At 59.5% G+C, this 19,043-nt stretch carries 15 protein-coding genes; 1 reads left to right on the top strand and 14 read right to left on the bottom strand.

From position 1 onward, the window contains the following. Window positions 1–78: 78 nt before the first annotated feature. Window positions 79–1,404, bottom strand: coding sequence for an MFS transporter (locus CVM73_RS18640; protein WP_100233377.1), 1,326 nt, complete (start codon window positions 1,402–1,404; stop codon window positions 79–81). 705 nt (window positions 1,405–2,109) lie between these two features. On the opposite strand from CVM73_RS18640, the gene CVM73_RS18635 reads away from it, so the two are divergent. Then, on the top strand, window positions 2,110–2,892 hold the full coding sequence (locus tag CVM73_RS18635; RefSeq protein WP_100233376.1) for an enoyl-CoA hydratase-related protein: 783 nt from the start codon (window positions 2,110–2,112) through the stop codon (window positions 2,890–2,892). Window positions 2,893–2,950: 58 nt separating this feature from the next. Here CVM73_RS18635 and CVM73_RS18630 read toward each other — a convergent pair whose 3' ends face one another. The 13 genes from CVM73_RS18630 to CVM73_RS39210 all read right to left on the bottom strand — a co-directional run bounded on the left by CVM73_RS18630 (window position 2,951) and on the right by CVM73_RS39210 (window position 18,990). Continuing rightward, on the bottom strand, window positions 2,951–4,171 hold the full coding sequence (locus CVM73_RS18630; protein WP_167406917.1) for a substrate-binding protein: 1,221 nt from the start codon (window positions 4,169–4,171) through the stop codon (window positions 2,951–2,953). Window positions 4,172–4,321: 150 nt separating this feature from the next. Continuing rightward, window positions 4,322–5,578 carry an amidohydrolase family protein gene (locus tag CVM73_RS18625; RefSeq protein WP_158237578.1) on the bottom strand — a complete coding sequence of 419 codons (1,257 nt, stop codon included), beginning with the start codon at window positions 5,576–5,578 and terminating at the stop codon, window positions 4,322–4,324. A gap of 77 nt (window positions 5,579–5,655) precedes the next feature. Beyond that, window positions 5,656–6,351: an ABC transporter ATP-binding protein gene (locus CVM73_RS18620; RefSeq protein WP_100233374.1), complete on the bottom strand. Its 696-nt coding sequence runs from the start codon at window positions 6,349–6,351 to the stop codon at window positions 5,656–5,658. Beyond that, complete coding sequence (locus CVM73_RS18615) at window positions 6,344–7,078, bottom strand: ABC transporter ATP-binding protein (RefSeq protein ID WP_100233373.1); 735 nt, start codon at window positions 7,076–7,078, stop codon at window positions 6,344–6,346. Before CVM73_RS18615 ends, CVM73_RS18620 begins: the two co-directional genes overlap by 8 nt. Then, window positions 7,065–8,075 (bottom strand): branched-chain amino acid ABC transporter permease, encoded by a 1,011-nt coding sequence (locus CVM73_RS18610; RefSeq protein WP_100233372.1) that lies wholly within the window; start codon window positions 8,073–8,075, stop codon window positions 7,065–7,067. Before CVM73_RS18610 ends, CVM73_RS18615 begins: the two co-directional genes overlap by 14 nt. 65 nt (window positions 8,076–8,140) lie before the next feature. Then, window positions 8,141–9,361 carry a substrate-binding protein gene (locus CVM73_RS18605; RefSeq protein WP_100233371.1) on the bottom strand — a complete coding sequence of 407 codons (1,221 nt, stop codon included), beginning with the start codon at window positions 9,359–9,361 and terminating at the stop codon, window positions 8,141–8,143. Next, a complete protein-coding gene (locus CVM73_RS18600) occupies window positions 9,358–10,221 on the bottom strand; it encodes a branched-chain amino acid ABC transporter permease (RefSeq protein ID WP_100233370.1) in 864 nt (287 codons plus the stop codon). Before CVM73_RS18600 ends, CVM73_RS18605 begins: the two co-directional genes overlap by 4 nt. A gap of 904 nt (window positions 10,222–11,125) precedes the next feature. Then, a complete protein-coding gene (locus CVM73_RS18590; RefSeq protein WP_100233368.1) occupies window positions 11,126–12,895 on the bottom strand; it encodes an FAD-dependent oxidoreductase in 1,770 nt (589 codons plus the stop codon). After that, entirely contained in the window at window positions 12,888–13,751 is an 864-nt protein-coding gene (locus tag CVM73_RS18585) for a phosphoenolpyruvate hydrolase family protein (RefSeq protein ID WP_100233367.1), read from the bottom strand. The genes CVM73_RS18590 and CVM73_RS18585 overlap by 8 nt, the downstream gene beginning before the upstream one ends. Continuing rightward, window positions 13,744–14,991 carry a Tm-1-like ATP-binding domain-containing protein gene (locus tag CVM73_RS18580; protein ID WP_245452335.1) on the bottom strand — a complete coding sequence of 416 codons (1,248 nt, stop codon included), beginning with the start codon at window positions 14,989–14,991 and terminating at the stop codon, window positions 13,744–13,746. Before CVM73_RS18580 ends, CVM73_RS18585 begins: the two co-directional genes overlap by 8 nt. 1,280 nt (window positions 14,992–16,271) lie before the next feature. Then, entirely contained in the window at window positions 16,272–17,621 is a 1,350-nt protein-coding gene (locus CVM73_RS18575; protein ID WP_100233424.1) for a type II toxin-antitoxin system HipA family toxin, read from the bottom strand. Continuing rightward, window positions 17,611–17,952: a helix-turn-helix transcriptional regulator gene (locus tag CVM73_RS18570; RefSeq protein WP_100233366.1), complete on the bottom strand. Its 342-nt coding sequence runs from the start codon at window positions 17,950–17,952 to the stop codon at window positions 17,611–17,613. The genes CVM73_RS18575 and CVM73_RS18570 overlap by 11 nt, the downstream gene beginning before the upstream one ends. Before the next feature lie 777 nt (window positions 17,953–18,729). Then, on the bottom strand, window positions 18,730–18,990 hold the full coding sequence (locus tag CVM73_RS39210; protein ID WP_146006610.1) for a hypothetical protein: 261 nt from the start codon (window positions 18,988–18,990) through the stop codon (window positions 18,730–18,732). Between the last annotated feature and the right edge of the window lie 53 nt (window positions 18,991–19,043).

The following is a 19,043-nucleotide window of genomic DNA, read 5'->3' as shown; positions in this document are numbered from 1 at the left end:
AGCGCTCTTATGTTTTGCACCTGACGTGGACACTTTGCGTCTGCCGCGGGTACGGCGAAGCGCAGGGGCAGAGCGTGTTCATTCACCGATGTAGAGGCGCCCGCGCTTCTTGGCGATCTGGTAGACCAGCACGCTGAGGAGCGCGATCAACGATCCGTAGACGGGAAACATCCAGGCGATGTGCTCGCGTTGCAACCAGACCAGCAGATAGGGTGACGTCCCACCAAACAAAGAGACGCCGAGCGCATAGCCGAGAGCCACTCCGGTGGTCCGCACGGCGCGCGGCATCAGCGTGGTGGCGATGAAGTTATAGAGGGCCATGTTGAAGCCGACGATCGCGCCGCCGAACACCGTGACAAAGAAGAACGTGACGATGCCTTTTTCCGAATAGAGCAGTGTCAGGAAGAAGCATGGGATGAGCAAAAGGCGCAGCAGCGTGAACGCACGCGAGGGTCGCACCTTGTCCGCGAAAGCGCCGATAAGAGGCGCCGTTGACATCCAGATCAGGACCATCAGCGTCATGATCCCGTACACATACGTGCTGTTCTCCTTGAAGACTGTGTTTGCCATGTTCGGCAGACCGGTATTCCAGGCATAGTTGGCGATCTGCACCGACCCGATCACCAGGATGACGGCGAGCAGCGAAAGGCGGACGCTCCATAGCGTTTTCCACACACCGCCAGTCGTTTCCTGAATGCGCGAAGACTCGTCTTGACGATGCATGGCTCGATTGATCAAGGTTTCCGGCACCGTCGTGCGCAGATAGATGATCAGAAGGCCGAGCACGCCACCGACCGCAAAGGGTATGCGCCAGGCCCATTCGCGCATGGCTTCAGGTGCGACGGAGGCACTCACCAGGAAGGCAACCAGGCTGGACCCAAGGTTTCCTAACTGGATGAACGTGCCACCAATCAGACCGAGGTAGTGCCCCTCCTTTCCAGGTGGCGCCAATTCAATTGCGATGGCGTTGGCGACACCAGCCTCAGCGCCTGTGGCAAGCCCCTGAATTAGACGCATGATCAGCAGCGCTATGGCCGCCGTGACGCCGAGGTCCTTGTAGGTGGGCAGCAAGGATATCAAAAGCGAGCAAACCGCCATGGCCGTGACCGAGATCAGCATCACGCGCTTGTGGCTGATGCGATCTGCGACCGGCCCCAGCAAAACCGCGCCGAGCGGTCGAGCGCAAAAGCCCGCCCCGTACACGGCCAGCCCCGCCAGCAGCGAGGTGGTGGGATCATCGGAAGGGAAGAAGTGCGGCGAGAGAAACGCTGCCATTACGCCGTAGACATTCCAGTCGTACCACTCCAGCGCCACCCCTCCTCCAAGGCCGGCGGTCATCCGCTTGTTGGCAGTTTGCTTGTCAAGCTGGATGGGTCCAGCGCTGGGCTGAGCAATGATGTTCATGGGTCCTCGGGCTTCGTTGATGACGTTAATGATATTGCGGGTCGCGCGAGAACGAGCAGCCGCTCGTCGGCTCAACTGCGCCCGCCGCGATGGGGGGTCTACGATAGCGGCGGCCTTGAGCAGGCCGGACCCGCGGAAGCCAGGCGCAAAAGGTGTCCGGGACGCCGACGGAAAGCCCGCCTGGCTTCATGTATTTGCGGGCCTCGCCTCACGAGTGGCCGTTGCACGACAATCGCGCAGGACGCCTCCACCGTTGCTTCCGACTTGCGCGGCGGCTCGCATAAAGCGCGCGCCACATTCCGTGCCATTCCCATGGCTAACCCTCCTCCTGTTGCTCTAAGCGCGCTTCTGAAGAAGCTGATGTTCTTGTTGGACAGCGCGGCGTCGCAAGACCGCCGCAGCGTCAATGAGATCCTTCAGATGCGACCCACCGGCCGCACGCTTCCGGTTTCCCGCATTCATCGGGCATACTGACACCATCTTTGAAATCGATTTCACGATCAATAAGAATTCGGAACCGTGGAGTCAAGCCGCTTTTCAAGGCTGAGGGCCGCCTTATGGGGCCACTTCAGCCCACCTTGAGCTTGTGGCGCCAGCGCCGCGGGCGGCTGATACCGTGAAAACAGCCCTCAAAGAGCGTTGTTGCTAAGAAATCGATTTCAGTTTAAGGGCCTGACTCTCATATTACTTCAAGAGAACCGCTCCATGACCAATACGTCCGATCTCATCCTGTCGACATCTGTCGCGCCCCACGTGCGCCTTTTGACGCTGAACAGGAAATCGAAACGAAACGCCTTAAGCAACGACATGATCGTGGATCTAGGCGCCACCTTGCGCGATGCCGCAATCGACGAAGATGTCCGCTGTGTCGTGCTTTGTGGCAGCGATGCGTTCTTCTCTGCCGGCGCGGACATCAAGGAGATGCGAGAGCGCGGCTTTGAGGCAATCGACAATTCCGCGCGACGTTCTGCCTGGAGGGATGTCGCCAATTTCCCCAAGCCTCTCATTGCCGCAGTCGAGGGCATTTGCTTCGGCGGCGGCCACGAATTGGCACTGCTCGCGGATATCGTGATAGCAGGCGAAGGGGCGGTATTTGGGCAGCCTGAGATCAACATCGGGATATTGCCGGGCGACGGCGCTACGCAAAGGCTGACACGCGTGGCTGGCAAGTCGCTGGCCATGCTGATGATCCTGAGCGGCCAATCCATCACGGCGCGGATCGCGATGCAGGCCGGCCTTGTGGCGGAAGTTGTCGAAGGCGGCAGGGCGCAGATTCGTGCGCTCGAACTAGCCGATCTGATTGCGCAAAAGCCTCCCCGTTCGGCTGAACTTGCCAAAGCCGCCGTTCTCGCCGCGTTTCAGACCACGCTGGACGCCGGGCTCGAGTTTGAGCGCCAAGCGATCCGGTTTGCCTTCAGCACAGCTGACCAACAGGAAGGCATGAACGCCTTCTTCGAGAAGAGGCCGCCGAACTATCGCGGGAACTAGGTATCGCGATCTGCCCGCATGCGGCGCCAGCGAAGCCGGCCCGTGCAACATGGGGCATTCAACACTCCTTCGGGTCGACCAGGCCGGCGCTACGGGCGACGATCTCGTATTGGCCGGCCCTTGCCACACCAACATACATGTTCATCCTGCAGTGGCGCCTGCCCGGCACCATCTCCGCCGGCCCGCCAGGCCCTTGCGCAAGCTTTGCGTGGTCGAGCGCGACGGCGACCGCGTCGCGGTCAATTGTACCGGCTTCCTTGACTGCGGCTTCCCACAGCTTCAACCCTCGATAAGTGCCGGTCGCGGCGCTGCCTGCTGAGAACCGGAACTTGCCAGGAAACTGCTTTTCGTAAGTCGACTGAATTTTGGCGCTCACCGGATCTTCCACCGCGAACGCCCTGTAATAGTCCAGGCTGCTGGCGAGGCCTTCGATCTCGTGAGCCTGATTCATTTCGAGCGTGTTCTCGTCGTAGTAGACGCAGCCCAGCTGCCCCCCATTCCTCGAAAAGCCCGCTTCATAAAGCTGTTTGAAGAAGGAGCCTACGCCCGGGGGGATGACGCTGTTGAATACCACGTCTACTTTGTTGGACGTGATGCGGCTCACGGTCGATGAAAAATCGATCTGGTCGAGGGGATAGTACTCCTCGAACACCACCTCCCCGCCGCTACTCTCGATCACCTTGCGCGCATAGGCGTTGATTGTTTGTGGCCAGACGTAGTTGGAGCCAGGCAACGCGAAGCGTGTGCCACCATTCTTGATCAGCCAGGGGATGAACCGGTCGCAATTCTGCGCCGGTGCCGGGCCGGTGCAGAACAGATAGGGCGTGCACTCCCTGCCTTCGTAGGCCTGCGGATAGATGTAGAGCGTCTTGCCACGAGAGATGATGATGTCCTTGATGGCGTTGCGCATCGAGCTCGCAATGCCACCGAGCACCAGGTCGACCTTGTCTCGCTGGATCAGCTTGCGGACATTGCCAACAGCTACGGACTCGTTGGACGCAGTGTCCTCGATCAGGAGCTCGATGGGGCGCCCCAGCAGACCACCAGTCTCGTTGATCTCATTGACCACCATGCGAGCGACATTGGCGTCGGTATTCCCGGCAAAGCCGAGTGCCCCCGTAAGGTCGGTGGCAATGCCTATCCTGATCGGGCCTTCGGCGGCGTTGGCCCAGTCAGGACGGATCACCCAGCTGCCCGGGCCGGCCGCAATGGCCGCAGAGGCAAAGGCGAAATTGCGGAGAAAGCGGCGGCGGCTGAGTTGTCGGTGATCATTCAACATCGAACTGACCTCCTCTTAGCTCATGGCCTTAAATCCACGTGCCCTGCTCTTTCCGGCGGACCGCGGCAGCCTGAAAGCTATCCCTCGTTTTGGGTTTCAATCACCCTCTTCAGCTCATGTTTGGGTAAAATCGCGTAACGAAGGCAGCATTCAGGACAGTCTGAAAAACTCCTTCGCGTTCTCGCCAAGGATTCTGATTGCCAAGCGCTCTGCGTCTCGCGACCGAAAGTAACCGTTCGCGACTTTTTCGTTCAGAACCTCGCCGATCAACCGGCGCGCGCCCTGTATTGCGGCAAACGTCTCCTCAACGTGAAGACAATCTCCTCCAATCATCATTCGCGATTCATCTGGCAAGACTTCAATGGCTTCGTGGAGGGCGAGCTTGAAATGGGAAGGGCTCAACAGAAAAGACCAGCACAAATCAAGCCAGACATTTCGGTACACAAAGGCCATTCCCAACAGGTCCCGGCTCCATGGATAGGCCAAATGCATCAGCAGAAAGCGGGTCCGAGGATGACGCTCAATCAACCCGGTCATGCGCAGGGGGTGGGAGCCGCTTATGATTGCCGTTCCAAGATGAGTTTGGACTGGCAGGTCGGCCTCGCCTGCGAGTTGGCAAAACAAGTCGACGACAAAGTCGCAGAACGCCTTGCGCGCCGCAGGGGATGGAGATCTTTGTCCCCAAGCCTGCCGAGCCAGTTCCTCATCCGGATCGTCAAAGCTTAGATTCCGGTCATAGGCGAGTGCGTTTTTGAGCGCAACGTGATTGCGCCGGGCGCAGCCGGCTACGAGCTCACGGATTGCGCCGCAATAATCATCGAAGGTTTTCACCTCTAGGCCGAGGCGCCGCAGCAACGTATGCCCACAATTTCCATTATGATCGCAAGATTCGGGATGCCAGCCGAGGGCGAATGCGTTAATGCGCAGGACCGCATCGTAACTTTGCCCAAGGACCGGCCGCGGATCCATCAACGGATCGAGAAACGGGTCCGTTACGATCCTTCCGATGGCGGCCCGCCCAATCACTTCACTTGGCCATGTCGCTTCCTTGTGGCGCAAGCGCACTAACGCGTCTACCGCCTCCCAGTTGTCGCGCGTGATTCCAGTGTCGGCGACGCCGTAAAGCTCGGCGACTCCGCGGACGAGGTTACGGACGAATGCGTTCGATCCGCTCCTCTCGAGGAACGGAGCAAGGGCCTCCCAGTTGGTCGGCTCGGTAGGGCTAGATATCACTTCGATCGTTGCCTTGGGCTCGGATGGCAGCACGTGGCTCGTCCAAGCCGCATAGCTCTGTTGGAGCAGTTTCAACAGATTTACGTCCGGGCTGTGTGCGACCTCGGGCATGTGATGTTCATGAACATCGACGACTTGGCACGCATTGACAAAATCGCTGATGGTTTCGGACATGGACCCTCTCTGCTCAGCCATCTCAAGGAACTCGAATGCGCCACCTTCCACCAGGGAGTGGCCGCCGGCGAACGCCTCTACGGCGCCAGATACGTCAACAGCCGCGGGTCGTTGCGCAGCTGTTGCGCCGGGCCCGAAAGCGCGACACGGCCGCGATCGAGCACATAGGCCTGCTCCGCTACACGCATTGCGAGGTCGAGATGTTGCTCGACGATGATGATGGCGATCTCTCCGGCTAGCTCGACCAAGCGCTCGGTGATCTCCTCGATGACGCCGATCCAGACACCCTCGGTCGGCTCATCCAGCAGGAGGAGTTTCGGGTTTCCGAGGATCGCGCGCCCGATTGCGAGCATCTTGCGCTCGCCACCGGACAGCGTTCCGGCCGGCTGATCGAGGCGCTGGCCGAGTTTCGGAAACATCCTCATCACCCGGTCCACTGCCGATCCATCGCGGTGCAAAAGCGATCCGACGGCGAGATTGTCACGCACGGAGAGGCGCGCGAACACTGAATGCTCTTGCGGCACGTATCCAATGCCGGCCCGCACCCGCACTTCGGTCCGCCGGCCATCGATGTCTTGGCCGTTGAACTGCAGGCAGCCCTTCCATGCCGGCAGTTCGCCCACAATCGCTTTCATGAGCGTGCTCTTTCCGGCGCCGTTGCGGCCGAGGACGGCCACCCCGCCACGCGGCGGGATGGCCATATTGACTCCGAACAAGACTTGGCTACGTCCATAGCCGGCATCGAGATGATTGATATTGAGGAATTCAGGCACGGCGCAAATAAATCTCCTGGACGCTTCTGTTGGCTTGGATCTCGGCAACCGTTCCTGACGCCAGCACCTTGCCCTGATCGAGCACGGTCAGGCGGTCACAGATGTCGCGGATGAAATCCAGGTCGTGCTCCACGATGACGATCGAGCAATGCTGTTTGACCGGCTGCAGCAATTCGCCGGTGACGCGGCGCTCCTCCAGGCTCATGCCGCCGGTGGGCTCGTCCAACAGCAGCAGGCGCGGTCGGCATGCGAGCGCCATCGCGATCTCCAACCATTGCTGCTGCCCGTGAGATAGGGTCGCCGCAGCATCAAAGGCCCGATCGGCGAGCCGGAACTGGAGGAGCAGCGTCATGACCTCCTCGTGCAGTCGTCCACGAGTGCGCGAGAACGCCAGGTCCAGCAGTGACGACTGGGCCTGCAGCGCGAGCAGAATGTTGTCGTAAAGCGTGAGGGGCGGTAGCACGGCGGTGATCTGGAATTTCAGGCTCATGCCGGCCCGCGCACGCTCTGGCGGCGTAAACGAGGTGACGTCAGTGTTGATGAACGTCACCTTGCCTCGGGTCGGCACGAGCGCACCTGCAAGACACTTCATCAGCGTGCTCTTGCCCGAGCCGTTCGGCCCGATGAGGCCATGAAACTCTCTCTCGCCGACGGTGAGCGCCGCTCCATCCAGAGCGGTGAGCTTGCCAAAGACCTTGGAGATGCCGGCGGCTTCAAGGAGCGGCATTGCGCTTCTCCTTGAGGCTCGGGCCGAAATGACCTACACGATCCCGCTCGCCCAACACGAGGCTGATCAAGCCGAGGGGCCGGAACAGAATGACGAGCAACAGCAGAACGCCGAGAATGATCGGCCAAATATCGCGATAGTTGTCGGACAGCCAGAAGCTGAGTCCCTCGACAATCGCCGTGCCGATGACCGCACCGATCAATGTCCCGGAGCCGCCGAACAAGACGTAGAGCACGACCTGAGTCGACATGACCACGCCCAGCATGTTCGTCCAGACGAACCCCTCGTGAAACGCATAAAGGCTACCGGCAGTACCTGCAATCGCGCCGCTGATTGCGAATATGATCGCCTTCAAATGTTGCACTTTGTACCCGAAGAAGGCGATCCGCTGTTCGTTCTCTCGCAATCCCGCCAGCGCGAGGCCGAACTGGGATCGCAACAGAAAGCGCGACAGAAGGTAGATTAAAACTAGAATGGCGAGCACCAGGTAGTAGAAACCTGGGCCCTCGCTCAGTTCGTGCGAGCCAATTGTCATCGGTTGGATCGACGGGATACCGTTCTGACCGCCAAGATAATGTGAACCTCTCGCCAGGCGGTCAGCTGCGTAAGCTCCGGTCATAGTGCCAAGCGAAACGAAGACCACACTGGAGGGGTGACGGCCGAGCAGCAGGAAGCCCGCCAGCAACAATGCGGCCACAAAGCCTATCAGGGTTCCGGCCGGAAGAACGGCAAAGATCGATCCAACCCCGAAATCGCGAGAAAGCAGCGCCACACCGTAGCCGGCCATGCCGAAGAACAGCGACTGACCCAAGCTCAAGATACCCGCATAGCCCCACACCAGATCGAACGATAACGCGAAGAGGCACAGAATGAGCACTCGTGTCGCATAGACAGTGATGTAATCCCGCAAGACGAGAGGTGCGATGGAAGCGGCAATCAGCAATGCTAGTTCGAGAATCGGAAGCACCTTCTTTCGCCCTGCGAAGGCAGATGCCATGAGGGGCGAACGAGCAGCTTCAATGACGCGTGGCGGGGGCTGTATGCCAGTGCCGGTCGATGACATCAGCACTCCTTCGGATCGACCAGGCCGGCGCTGCGCGCGACGATCTCGTACTGGCCGCCCTTCGCCACTCCAATGTACATCTTCATCCTGCAGTGGCGCTTGCCGGGCGCCATCTCGGCAGGCCCGCCCGGCCCTTCCGCAATTTTCGCGTGGTCGAGGGCGGCGGCTACCGCGTCGCGGTCAAGTGTACCGGCCTCCTTCACTGCAGCTTCCCACAGCTTCAGTCCTCGATAGGTGCCGGTAGCGGCGCTGCCTGCTGAGAACCGGAACTTGGCAGGGAATTGTTTGTCGTAAGCCGATTGAATCCTGGCGCTCACTGGATCCTCCGCCGCGAGCACCTTGTAGTAGTCGAGGCTGCTCGCAAGCCCTTCAATCTCATGGGCCTGGTTCATTTCCAGGAAGTTTTCGTCGTAATAGACGCAGCCCAGCCGCCCGCCGTTTTTGGAGAATCCGGCTTGGTAGAGCTGTTTGAAGAACGGGCTAACGCCGGGCGGGACAATGGCGTTGAAAACCACGTCTACTTTGTTGGATATGATGCGGTTAACCGTAGAGGAAAAGTCGATCTGATCGAGCGGGTAGTATTCTTCAAAGACGACTTCGCCACCACTGCTCTGGATCACCTTGCGCGCATAGGCGTTAATTGTTTGCGGCCAAACATAATTGGAGCCAGGTAGGGCAAAGCGTTTGCCACCATTTTCGATCAACCAGGGAATGAACTGGTCGCAATTTTGAGCCGGTACCGGCCCGGTGCAGAACAGAGAGGGCGTGCACTCTTTGCCTTCGTAACCTTCCGGATAGATATAGAGCGTTTTGCCGCGAGAGATAATGACGTCCTTGATCGCATTGCGCATCGAACTCGAGATACCGCCGATCACCAAGTCGACCTTGTCTCGCTGAATCAGCTTGCGCACATTTCCCACGGCGACGGATTCGTCGGAGGCAGTATCCTCAATCAGGAGTTCGATCGGGCGTCCCAACAGGCCGCCGGAGTCGTTGATCTCCTTGACCAGCATGCGAGCGACATTGGCGTCGGTGTTGCCGGCAAAGCCGAGTGACCCCGTAAGATCGGTCGCAATGCCGAGCCTAATCGGACCTTCCGCAGCATTTGCCCAGTCCGGGCGAATCACCCAGCTCCCCGGGCCCGCGGCGATGGCCGCGGAAGCGAAGGCAAAATTGCCGAGAAAGCGGCGGCGACTCAGTTGACGGTTGGCGTTGATCATCGGTTGACCCCTCTTCCCGAAATTAAGCCTTGCGGCCGGAACTTGATGAAAATGATGGCGAGCACGAACACCAGAACGTCGGCGATGACCGGCGACATCAGCCAAGGCAACCAGGCACTGAACGTGCCGATGACGCTGGCGCCCGCGACCGGGCCCGCGAAGGACCCGACGCCGCCGACCATCACGGCAACAAAACCCTGGATGAGAAATCGGATGCCGAGATCGGCGAACAGCGAAAAGACCGGCACGATCAGCGCGCCGGCGAGGCCCGCGAGCGCCGCGCCAAACGCAAAAGTGACGCTGTAGATCATGCCCGTGGAGATGCCCGAGGCACGCGCTAGCTGTGGGTTCTCCAGCGAGGCGCGGACTCGCAGGCCGAACGAGGTATGGGCAAGCAGTGCATGGCTCGCGGCCATCACCAGCAAAGTGATTATGACGATGACGCTCCGCCAGGCGGCGAAATGCAGGCCACCGATCATGATAGAGCCACTGATTGGCTCCGGCACGGAGAGATAGAGTCCGCCGGTCAGGCCGCGCACGGCTTCACGAATGATCAGCCCGAGCGCATAGGTGCCAAGCATGGCGACGATTGGAGCGGCGTAGAACCGTCGCACCACGACTTTTTCCAGCACGAAACCAAGCGCGCCGACCGCGACGGGGGCGACAAGCATGCCGAGCGGGACCGGCAAACCGAGGCTGTGCACGAGATAAGTGACGTAGGCGCCGAGCAGGACGAACTCGCCCTGGGCGAAGTTGAAGATACCCATCATGCTGGCAATGATTCCGAGGCCGAGCACGACCAGGACAACGATCGCGCCGAAGCTCAAGATTTCGAACATGGCGATAAGTAGCGTATCCATGCCGCTGCCTCAGATTCCTTGAGATTGCGAGCACATCTTCTTCACCCCGATCGTTTGAAGGGGTGAGCTACTCGTTGGAAACGAAGGGCTGCTGGCACGAGAGCGCTCCTAGAAGGTCATCCCGGCAATGGGAGTTGCAGGCGATGGTGGGCTTCTTGGGCGGCCCGCCTATCGGCGCTTCATTCACGACATGCTGCGCGAGATTGCCTAGAGAAATGTAGGGAAGTCTGAGTAATGTTGGGTAATGTACGCAGGGCAACCGACATTGCGCCCGCGTAAAGAGAGCCGCCGGCGGGCCGCGAACATTCTCGCCAGGCCATTTCAATTCAGCCAAAACGATAGGAGAGCTACCCGCATGTCCTAACCGAGTCGCAGGGGGCGCAAACGCGTTCCGCCGCGAACGATGTCGAAATGGAAGAAATCAGGTGAAATGACGCACCACTTGGCTATGCCGCAGGGTGTTTGTTCAGTACTGAAAAGCTCATTGCGGCCGAAGCCTGCCTTGCCAACCAGCGGAAATGTAGATTCAATTCGCCCCGCAAACGTGTTTTACAAGGTTTGAAGCAACTTGTCGGACGCCGGAGGCGTGTCATTATACTCTTCTAGCCGCCTGACGACGGCGCATGACAACCCGCTTCGGTCGGCGAACTCCTTCACCGACCAGTTCAGCATCACCGGGGCCTCGCAACTGCCTCCCGGTGAGCGTTCATACGGGCCGACGGTTGCGACGATCTTGGCGTGGCGTGAGCGGCGCATCGTGCCCCTCCAGTTCATGAGATCATAGTTGCATGAAGCCCGGCAGGGCTCATAACGTGTTTATAACGGTGCTGGTTGGCCATGCGCACTCTCGCTTTACTTCTGGTCCGTCGTCGCGGGGGAACAGGAGAGAACATTCGGCTTACGCTCATGATGCCGCCGCGGGCTGCTCCTGTCGCGCCGACCGCACAATGCTGTGGACCGCGCGGTAGGCGAACACGATCGCCGGGCCGATTGTAATGCCTGCCCCAGGATAGATTCCACGCATCGGCGAGGTCATGTCATTGCCGCAGGCATAAAGACCTGCGATCGGCGCCCCATTTCCATTCAGGACCTGTCCCTCTGCATCTGTTGAGAGGCCAGTCGCCGTCCCAAGGGTTGCCGGGACAATTGGGAGTGCGATGAATGGGCCGCTCTTGATAGGCCCAAGGTTCGGGTTTTTCTTTCCGACCGCCGGATCTCCCAGCGTGCGGTTGAAAGCCGATTCACCCCGGCTGAAGAGCGGATCGCGTCCCTCAGCTGCGTGGGCATTGTGTTCTTCAACGGTCTTTTGGAGCTCGTCCGGGTCGAGCCCCAATTCCGCTGCAAGCTCCGCAATAGTCCGGCCGATCTCAATGTAGCCCAACCGGGCATACTTGTTGACACTCAATGTCCATGGCCAGGGGAGCAGATGTCCCATGCCCCTGAGGCGAACGAATTCCTTGTCGCAGATGAAATAGAACCGCTTGTCCGCCGGATAACCGTTGTTGAACATGGCAAGGCAGATATCATGATACGAATTGGATTCATTGACGAAGCGCTTGGCATTTGGCCCCACCGCGATGACGCCTGGACGGCCACGATCGAGCCAGCCGTACGGGACCACTTGCAAGGAGCGGCCGTTCCTGAGGATCGAGACGGGCGTCCAGAAGCCGCTCGATGCAACGTCATTATCGATCGCAGCTCCGAGCTTGCCTGCGAGCGCAATACCATCGCCGGTGACATCGCTGTGGGCGAGCGTATCATTGTGCTGGTGGGCTCCGCTGAGCTGGGCGCGTAATTTCCCGTCCCGCGCAAAGCCACCGGTTGCCAGGATTACTCCGTGCGAGGCGCGGACGCGGAGATCTCTGCCATCCCGCTTGAGGAGTGCGCCAGTAACTCTCCCTCCCTCCCTCGTCAGATCTACCGCCGGGCAGCGTGGCCGGATTTCAACGCCATATCTACGAAGGCTTACCAATAACCGCGCAATCAGCGCATTCCCGCCACTGAGTTCAGTGCCCCTCCTGTAGCGCAGCCGGTCGCCTGCGTAGCGGCTGACCCGGCGCAGGACGTGTTTGAGCGAGGCAGCCGACTGGAAGGGGTTGAGGAAACTTCTGACCTCGCCGGACGAAATCATCATGCCGCCGAGCACGACGCGAATCGGATCACCTATCAGGTCGAAATCCTTGCCGAGAAGCCGTCCGTCGTAAGGTGCTGGGCTCAGCGCCCGCCCCTTGTCGACCCCGCCGATTTGGCTGGAATGATAATCTGGAGCGGAGGCCAGCGTGAACTTCACTTCGCTCCCATTCTCCAAGCTGGCGAGCGCCGTTGGGCCGTCTTCAAGATAAGCGTCCACGAACTCGGGGCGATAGTAATTGCCAAGTTCGTGTTGCAGATAGGTCTTCGCTTTCGCAATCGAATCATCGATTTTCGCGGCTCGGGCCTGTATTGAGCATGGAACCCAGATCATGCCGTTCGACAGGGCGGTCGTGCCACCGAGCCGGTCAGACTTCTCGCACACCGTCACGCGAAGCCCGGCCTTTGCCGCATAGAGCGCTGCGGACAGTCCGGCCGCGCCGCTACCGATCACTAGCACGTCCGTCTCCAAATCGTGCGTTGGCTTGCTTGCTTTGGAGAAGGAAGCGGCATTGGGTTTCAATTCGGCGACTGGGCTATTCATTCGTGCCTCGGTGCAGATTCTGCAGTGGATGCTGACGCTCTCGCGTGAGCGGAACGGCTTTGAATTCTTCGGCAGCAGCCTTCACCGCCCGCTCGATCGGGATCCGTTCGATGGAGGAGGCGCCAACGAATCCGACACATCCGGTCGATCGGTAGACTTCCGAGGTATCCTGGGGCTCAGCGATTGCCCCCCCATGGCAGAGAAGGGTGACGTCCGGGCGGACGGCTTGAGCTGCAGCATTGATGTCGTTGATGCGCCTGATGGCCTCTTCAATCGACTGTCCCTCCTCATGCCCCACAAGGCCGCCGCGCGTTGCGCCGACATGTGGGACGATGCAGTCGGCTCCCGCCGTTGCCATCGCTTTGGCGTCGTGCGGGCTTGCGACGTAGGCGAGCGAGAAGATGTTCTTCTTGCGAGCGGCCGCGATCATCTCAACTTCACGCTCAAAGCCGAGCCCGACGCGGCCTCGACGCTCACGCCATTTCTCACCCATCGTTGAAATGGTCGGGTAGTTGATCACGCCGGAGAAGCCGGCAGCCCAGAACTTGTCCAGAAGATCATCGAGGTCGAGCCGGAGGGGATCCCACGCCTCGACACCGCCTATAACAGGAACGGAGGAGACGACATTGCGGATATCCGCCGCCAGCTCAAGCGTCCGCGCATTGGAATCGCCGATCCGGCTCGTCGGCAGCCCCATCAACCGCGATAACCCAGTACTGTAGACCACGAGCATGTCAGCCCCGCCCAGAGCTGCGCATTTTGCGACGAGCCCGCAACTGCTCGCCGCGGCAAGCACTGCCTTTCCCGCCTCAACTTGAGCTGTGATCTTTGCGAGTATTTCGGGCCGATCAAACATCCGCACGGGAGGACCCTCCTGGTGTCAGTCGTTCAACGATCCACGATGCGGCCGCGTCCGCAAATTCCGGATCGTTGATGTGACAATCCAGCTCGCGAGCGACGATCGAGGGCGGGAGGTTTTGCCTGACAGCGTCGAACCAGGCTCTATCGGCTTCAGGATTTCGAAAGATTCCACCGTCCCGGTCATAGTCAGACACCCCCTTGGCCGGCCACAACACGAGGGCGGGCGCCTTTGCTTGCGAGAGGCGCTCTGCTGTGAGCGTGCCTATGCGCTCGTTCTCCGAGGCGGTCGTGCGCATGAGCGTCGTGAAGGGGGTATGCGAATAGAATTGGCGCCCCTTGAACTCGGCAGGCACGCTCGAGGGAGGGCCAAAGTTCACCATGTCGACAGCTCCCGGCGCGATAAGCTGAGGAATCATGCGGTGAGAAGCTGCTTTGAGCCGATCCGGACCTGCACTGGCCGTGCCGCCGACCAGCTCGTCAGCGAGCTCGGTTGTGGTCAAATCGATCACCGCATCGAACTCACCGGCGGACACGAGCTGCTCCATCTTGCGGCCCCCAGCGCCATTGGCCGGAAAGACAACCGCGTCGACGCCTGCCTCTGCCAGCCGCGCTACACAGCGATTTGCCGCCGGCGTCGTGACCCCAAAGGCAGTGATCGCAACAGTCTTCTTCCGCCGCTCTCGAGCAGGCACATAGCGCATCGCCGCAATGGCGCGCCCTGCATTGTCCAGAACGCGTTCGGTGAACGCGTTGATTCCGAACAGATCGATCAGGGTCGGATAGAGGATGATGTCATGGTGGAGGGCGAGTTCGGCCAGGAGGGCTGGCCTCGCGCTGCTCACCAGCAGCTTTGGGAATCCATACGGCAAATCCGATACAACTTCACCGAAGACTGCGCTACCTTTGCCGCCCGCCACTCCGACGGCGGCGTCGATCGCACCGGATCGCAGGAGCTCCTTGACTTCTTCACGCGCGCCCGCGGCTATTTCCCGTAAGAGCTCAGCGGGTGCAGCCACCCGTTCATCGCTGCTATCCGCCTCGCTTCTGCACCTTCTGTTTGATGTGCCTACATCAATCGTAAGAGTCTTGCGGCCCCACTGTTCGATGACGCGCGCGAGATAAGCGCTTTCGCGGCCCTTTGTGTCCAAGGTTGCGATAATCGCGACCTTGCCCGTAAGATCGGAGGCGTGACCATCCCGGACCGACCTCACGTCGCCCTCGCAATGGTGAGACACGATCTTCCTCCTTGACGTTTCTGGACATTTGGAGGTCTAGATCGAAGTAAAATGGCTCATAAGCCCGGATACGAGCGCAACTGGGTAAAGTTGGGTAGGTGCCAAGCAGCCATATGAGCAGCGGTCGCTTCGCGGAGAACTCGAAATCCCAAACAATTAGATTCTGAGACTGTCAGGGCTCGTCCAAGGCGATCAAAGTAACCCATTGAAACGGTCCCTTAATTGACGCCGCCTCCAGGCTCGTCTTAAACAGAACAGGAACGATCAAGCCAATCTTGGTGCAAAAATTTCCCGCGGGAGACCGCGCGCCGAACCCCGGAGCCGGAATCCCATGTCCCGCTTCACCGCACGATTGTCGCCCCAAGGGACTGAACGCTTCGAGGTCAAGGCCGACGTGCAAGGGGCTAGCGATCCGAGTAACGGCTTCGGCAGGAAGAGCAGGCCGCGCGCAACCGCTTCGAGGAAGTGAAGGCCCGTGCCGATGCTACGGCAGCGGGCCACTTGACGGCAGCTTTGCCGGAGTTTTTCGCGCTAGGAAACGGCACGGCTCGTGGACTATTGCTGGAAAGGATGATCGGTTGCAGCGGCTGTCCTCCGATATGCTTCTTCAGTCGAAGGACAGCAGTCCCAGCTTTGATGCTTCAGGGTCGCCTTAGACCAACTGGGCGCTGCCCTGTCCGCTTCATAGCTGAGAGTCAGCGCAAGTCGCGAGCAGGTTGAGCGCGGGGTCAGATGTGCTTTGTCCGGATGCTAACCGGATATCGCCCACGGGATTATGCTCGTGCTTCGTTTCCGCGGGCTAGCAAATGAGTTGAATACCGCCTGCTCGGTTATTACCCGCGAAGCAGGAACGCGTACTCAAAGGCATCGAAAGGTCTTGCGTCGCGTCTGACTGGAAAGCCGACGCAGCCTGCGTCTTCCCTCGTCCGTCGCGTTTTGGTTGATTCGAGGCTTTCGAATAGGCGTGTGGCTATCTCGTATGGCAATGGAAAGGCAGCGATCTGAACGACGCGCATCTCGGCAGCGTGGCTGCCTATGCCGATGTCACCTAAACCTATGAGGCGTTTCGAGCAGCAGAAGCAAGCTACCGATCCTGGCGCAGTTGGTCCGACGCGTCGAAAAAGCTGGCCGCTATTCAGATATCATCAGGCATCTGCGGCGTTCCTCCGGCCACGCTCAGGACTAGCGACCTAGATGTCTCGTCCACTGTCGGTTGGCGCCTTCTGGCGGCCGCCTGATGAGCGCGCGATCATCGCGCTTCGGCAGATTTCCCGTTCGCTTTAACGCGGACGGGTCGTTGGCAGCTCTTCGGCGTCGTCGGTTGCGATCGTCGGATCCGCCAAATCGTAACCGAAGCCTTCGTAAACGAACGCGCTACGGATCAATTCGCAGTCACGCTCGCTGACGCCAACCTGTCGGCAGACCCTATACCAGGACTCCCCAATGATCGCTTTCATGCCGTCGACGATTGCCGTTGCCTCTTCTTTTGATAAGAGGAAACGTTCACTCTGCGAGAGCAAATTGAGCCGGTTGGCGTAACGCCCCCAGTTGCCGAACGCCATCGCCAGGTCCCGGCGCTCCAAGGCAATCATCGGGTTCGGGGTGAGGTCGTATGCCGGTGACAGAGACCACGCTTGGTCCTTTGCCAAGATGGCATGGTTACGTGGATGATCGTCGGTATTGGAGATGAGAGCGTTGAAGCACACCCGCCGAAACAGCTCTGGCAGATCTTTCGACTGACTTCCGGATGCGGCTCGCCGAATTTCGTCAGCCAGCAGGAGATATGACCATTTTTGACGCTTATCGACAGTATCAGGCGTGTCATCGGCATCGAGCAGCGTCAAGGCGCTCACCATCCTGCTGCGGTGGTAACCCTTCTCCGTCTTATTCCGATCGAACCGTTTAATCAGGACGACATCTTTATCGCCGATCGTGGTCATCTGGCTCTCTGCGCACGAGATCCCGCACCCGCGAGCAAGGGTCAGCATGGCGTGCTCGACCCGAGGGTTATTCCATCGATCGTCGCGGTGGGGGAATTTCGCGAGCCAAAGCGCACCCTCGTCCTCGACAGTGGCCTTCGGCCGCGCGCCCCCCATCGAAGTGCCCGCGCGCATCAACGCCTCTGCCTGTTCAGCGTCAGCACCTGCTGGTGCTGGTGCTGCTGCTGCTGGATCCTTCTCGGCGGCAACGATCTGGTCGGCTACTTCGATTAAACGCGCCAAGTCCAGCGTCTTGTTGAACGTACGAACAGGTGCCGGCGGTTGCACGTTGAGACCAAAGCCCAAGGCGCCGGCGCGATCGTCGGGTGAATTGAGCAGATATTGAATTTCGCTCGGCGACGGATTGCCCAGACGAGTTTCCATCAGCTTGCGTCCCCAGGCGTCCGGAGAGCTGTCGCGCAACGCGCCAAAATTGCCCCGCAGCTTCGTTGTTCGGAATGGCGGAACTTGAATCTTGAGCTCGACCGGATCGAACTCGACGCGATCCTTTCGCTCGAGGTAGCTGCGGCCATAGACGAATTGTCCAACGGCGGCACCTTGGCGTGTCGTGTCGAGCTGATACCGCCCGGCCGTAACCGGTTCTGTCTGGCCTGGCAGCGTGATATAGACGAAACATTCCTCAGAAGGCATTGCTTGGCCCCCCCCCCTGTCGCGCACGCTCGCGCTCATCGAGGCCGCTTAGAGCGAGCCCCTCCTCATCGTTCTTCGGGTTGGCAACGTCGGCAAGAGACGGGAGAAGATTCATTGCCCACAGCATGCCGAGATACACGCCGGCACTGGTGCTCAATTTCCCGTTCTCAGCATCGGCGATGACGTGCCGATCTACGCCCAGCTTAGTTGCCAGCTCTGTATGGCTCAGGTTGCGGCGCAGGCGCGCGGTCCGGAGGTTGTTGCCCAAGCGCTTGATCGCTTCCTGAACGGCAGAGGGTGGTGCGCTGATAAACTTACTGCGAGGAGGCATGTCGTCTTAAGGCTCCCTTAAAAGGCTTATCGGCGCCTTATGGCACCGAGAAATATATCACCACTCCCTGCGATGTCAACTACTTGGCGCCTTAAGCTACCGCAAAGCCACATATTGGCGCCTTAACACGCCAATAGTTCCCTAGAAGGCTGAGAATTTACCGTGTGCACCTTGCGCCTCAACATGGGCCCGCTGATCCCGATCCCGTCATGCACCAGATGGGAAACCAATTGACGGCGGCCTCAAGAATTGTGATTTCACAAACCAGATACTTGCCGCCCTACTACGACTCAATCAGGTTCATTTCCCCCTTTTCACTTGAGGGGATAGTTGCCGTGCGTATGCCGTCCATCGGCATTCCTTCTGCGTTCAGCCTGAAACAGCTGAAGCAGGCCGCACCCCGCGTATCCGAGGGTGGCCAGCGGGCTGTACGCCCCGCTCACAGAAGGAGAGACCACCATGGCTAAGCCCCATGGCAAATGTCCGAAAATCGTATTTGTACCGTCGTATAGGCGTTGGGTGGATGGGAAGGGAGGCACCGTGAAGGGATACCTTCGCGGCAAATCGCATCGCTTAAGCCTACGCCATTCGCCGGATCAACTCGATTTCGGCTTCTAGGTCTGCCGATGGACGGCAACTAGTTTTTGTCGGCGTCGTCGCCCGCTTTGGTCCTTATCCTTCGCAGTGCGAGGAGATTTGGCCAAGCCTTTCAGCGTTGCGTCAAAGCGTTCCTGAGAATCGTCCGCGTCCGCCTCACGCGCGGCCTCCCGAAACTTCTCAACCTGGGACTTCTTTTTCGCCATGTCTGATGCATCTAGCCGGAGGCTTCACGTCGATAAGATCGACGTTGCCATGAGTCAGCTTAAGACCTGAATACGATTGTGGTTCCACGACGCTGACCCCGTTTCGGCTTATACCCTTGCCTACGCCGCCTACACCGTCATCGACGACGTTACCAAAGCCAAATATCCATATCGCCCCGCGCTGCTTTTCAATTCGCCGCATATCAATGAGGCGGATCGAAAGATGATCAACCAAGTCTACAAGGACTCCGCGAATTTTTGTAAACAAGCTGATCGCGATCCTTACGA

Origin of the sequence: Bradyrhizobium forestalis (assembly GCF_002795245.1) — a bacterium.
GTDB classification, from domain to species: domain Bacteria; phylum Pseudomonadota; class Alphaproteobacteria; order Rhizobiales; family Xanthobacteraceae; genus Bradyrhizobium; species Bradyrhizobium forestalis.
Note: the sequence above shows the minus strand (reverse complement) of the source record. Positions and strands in the feature narration are given on the sequence as shown.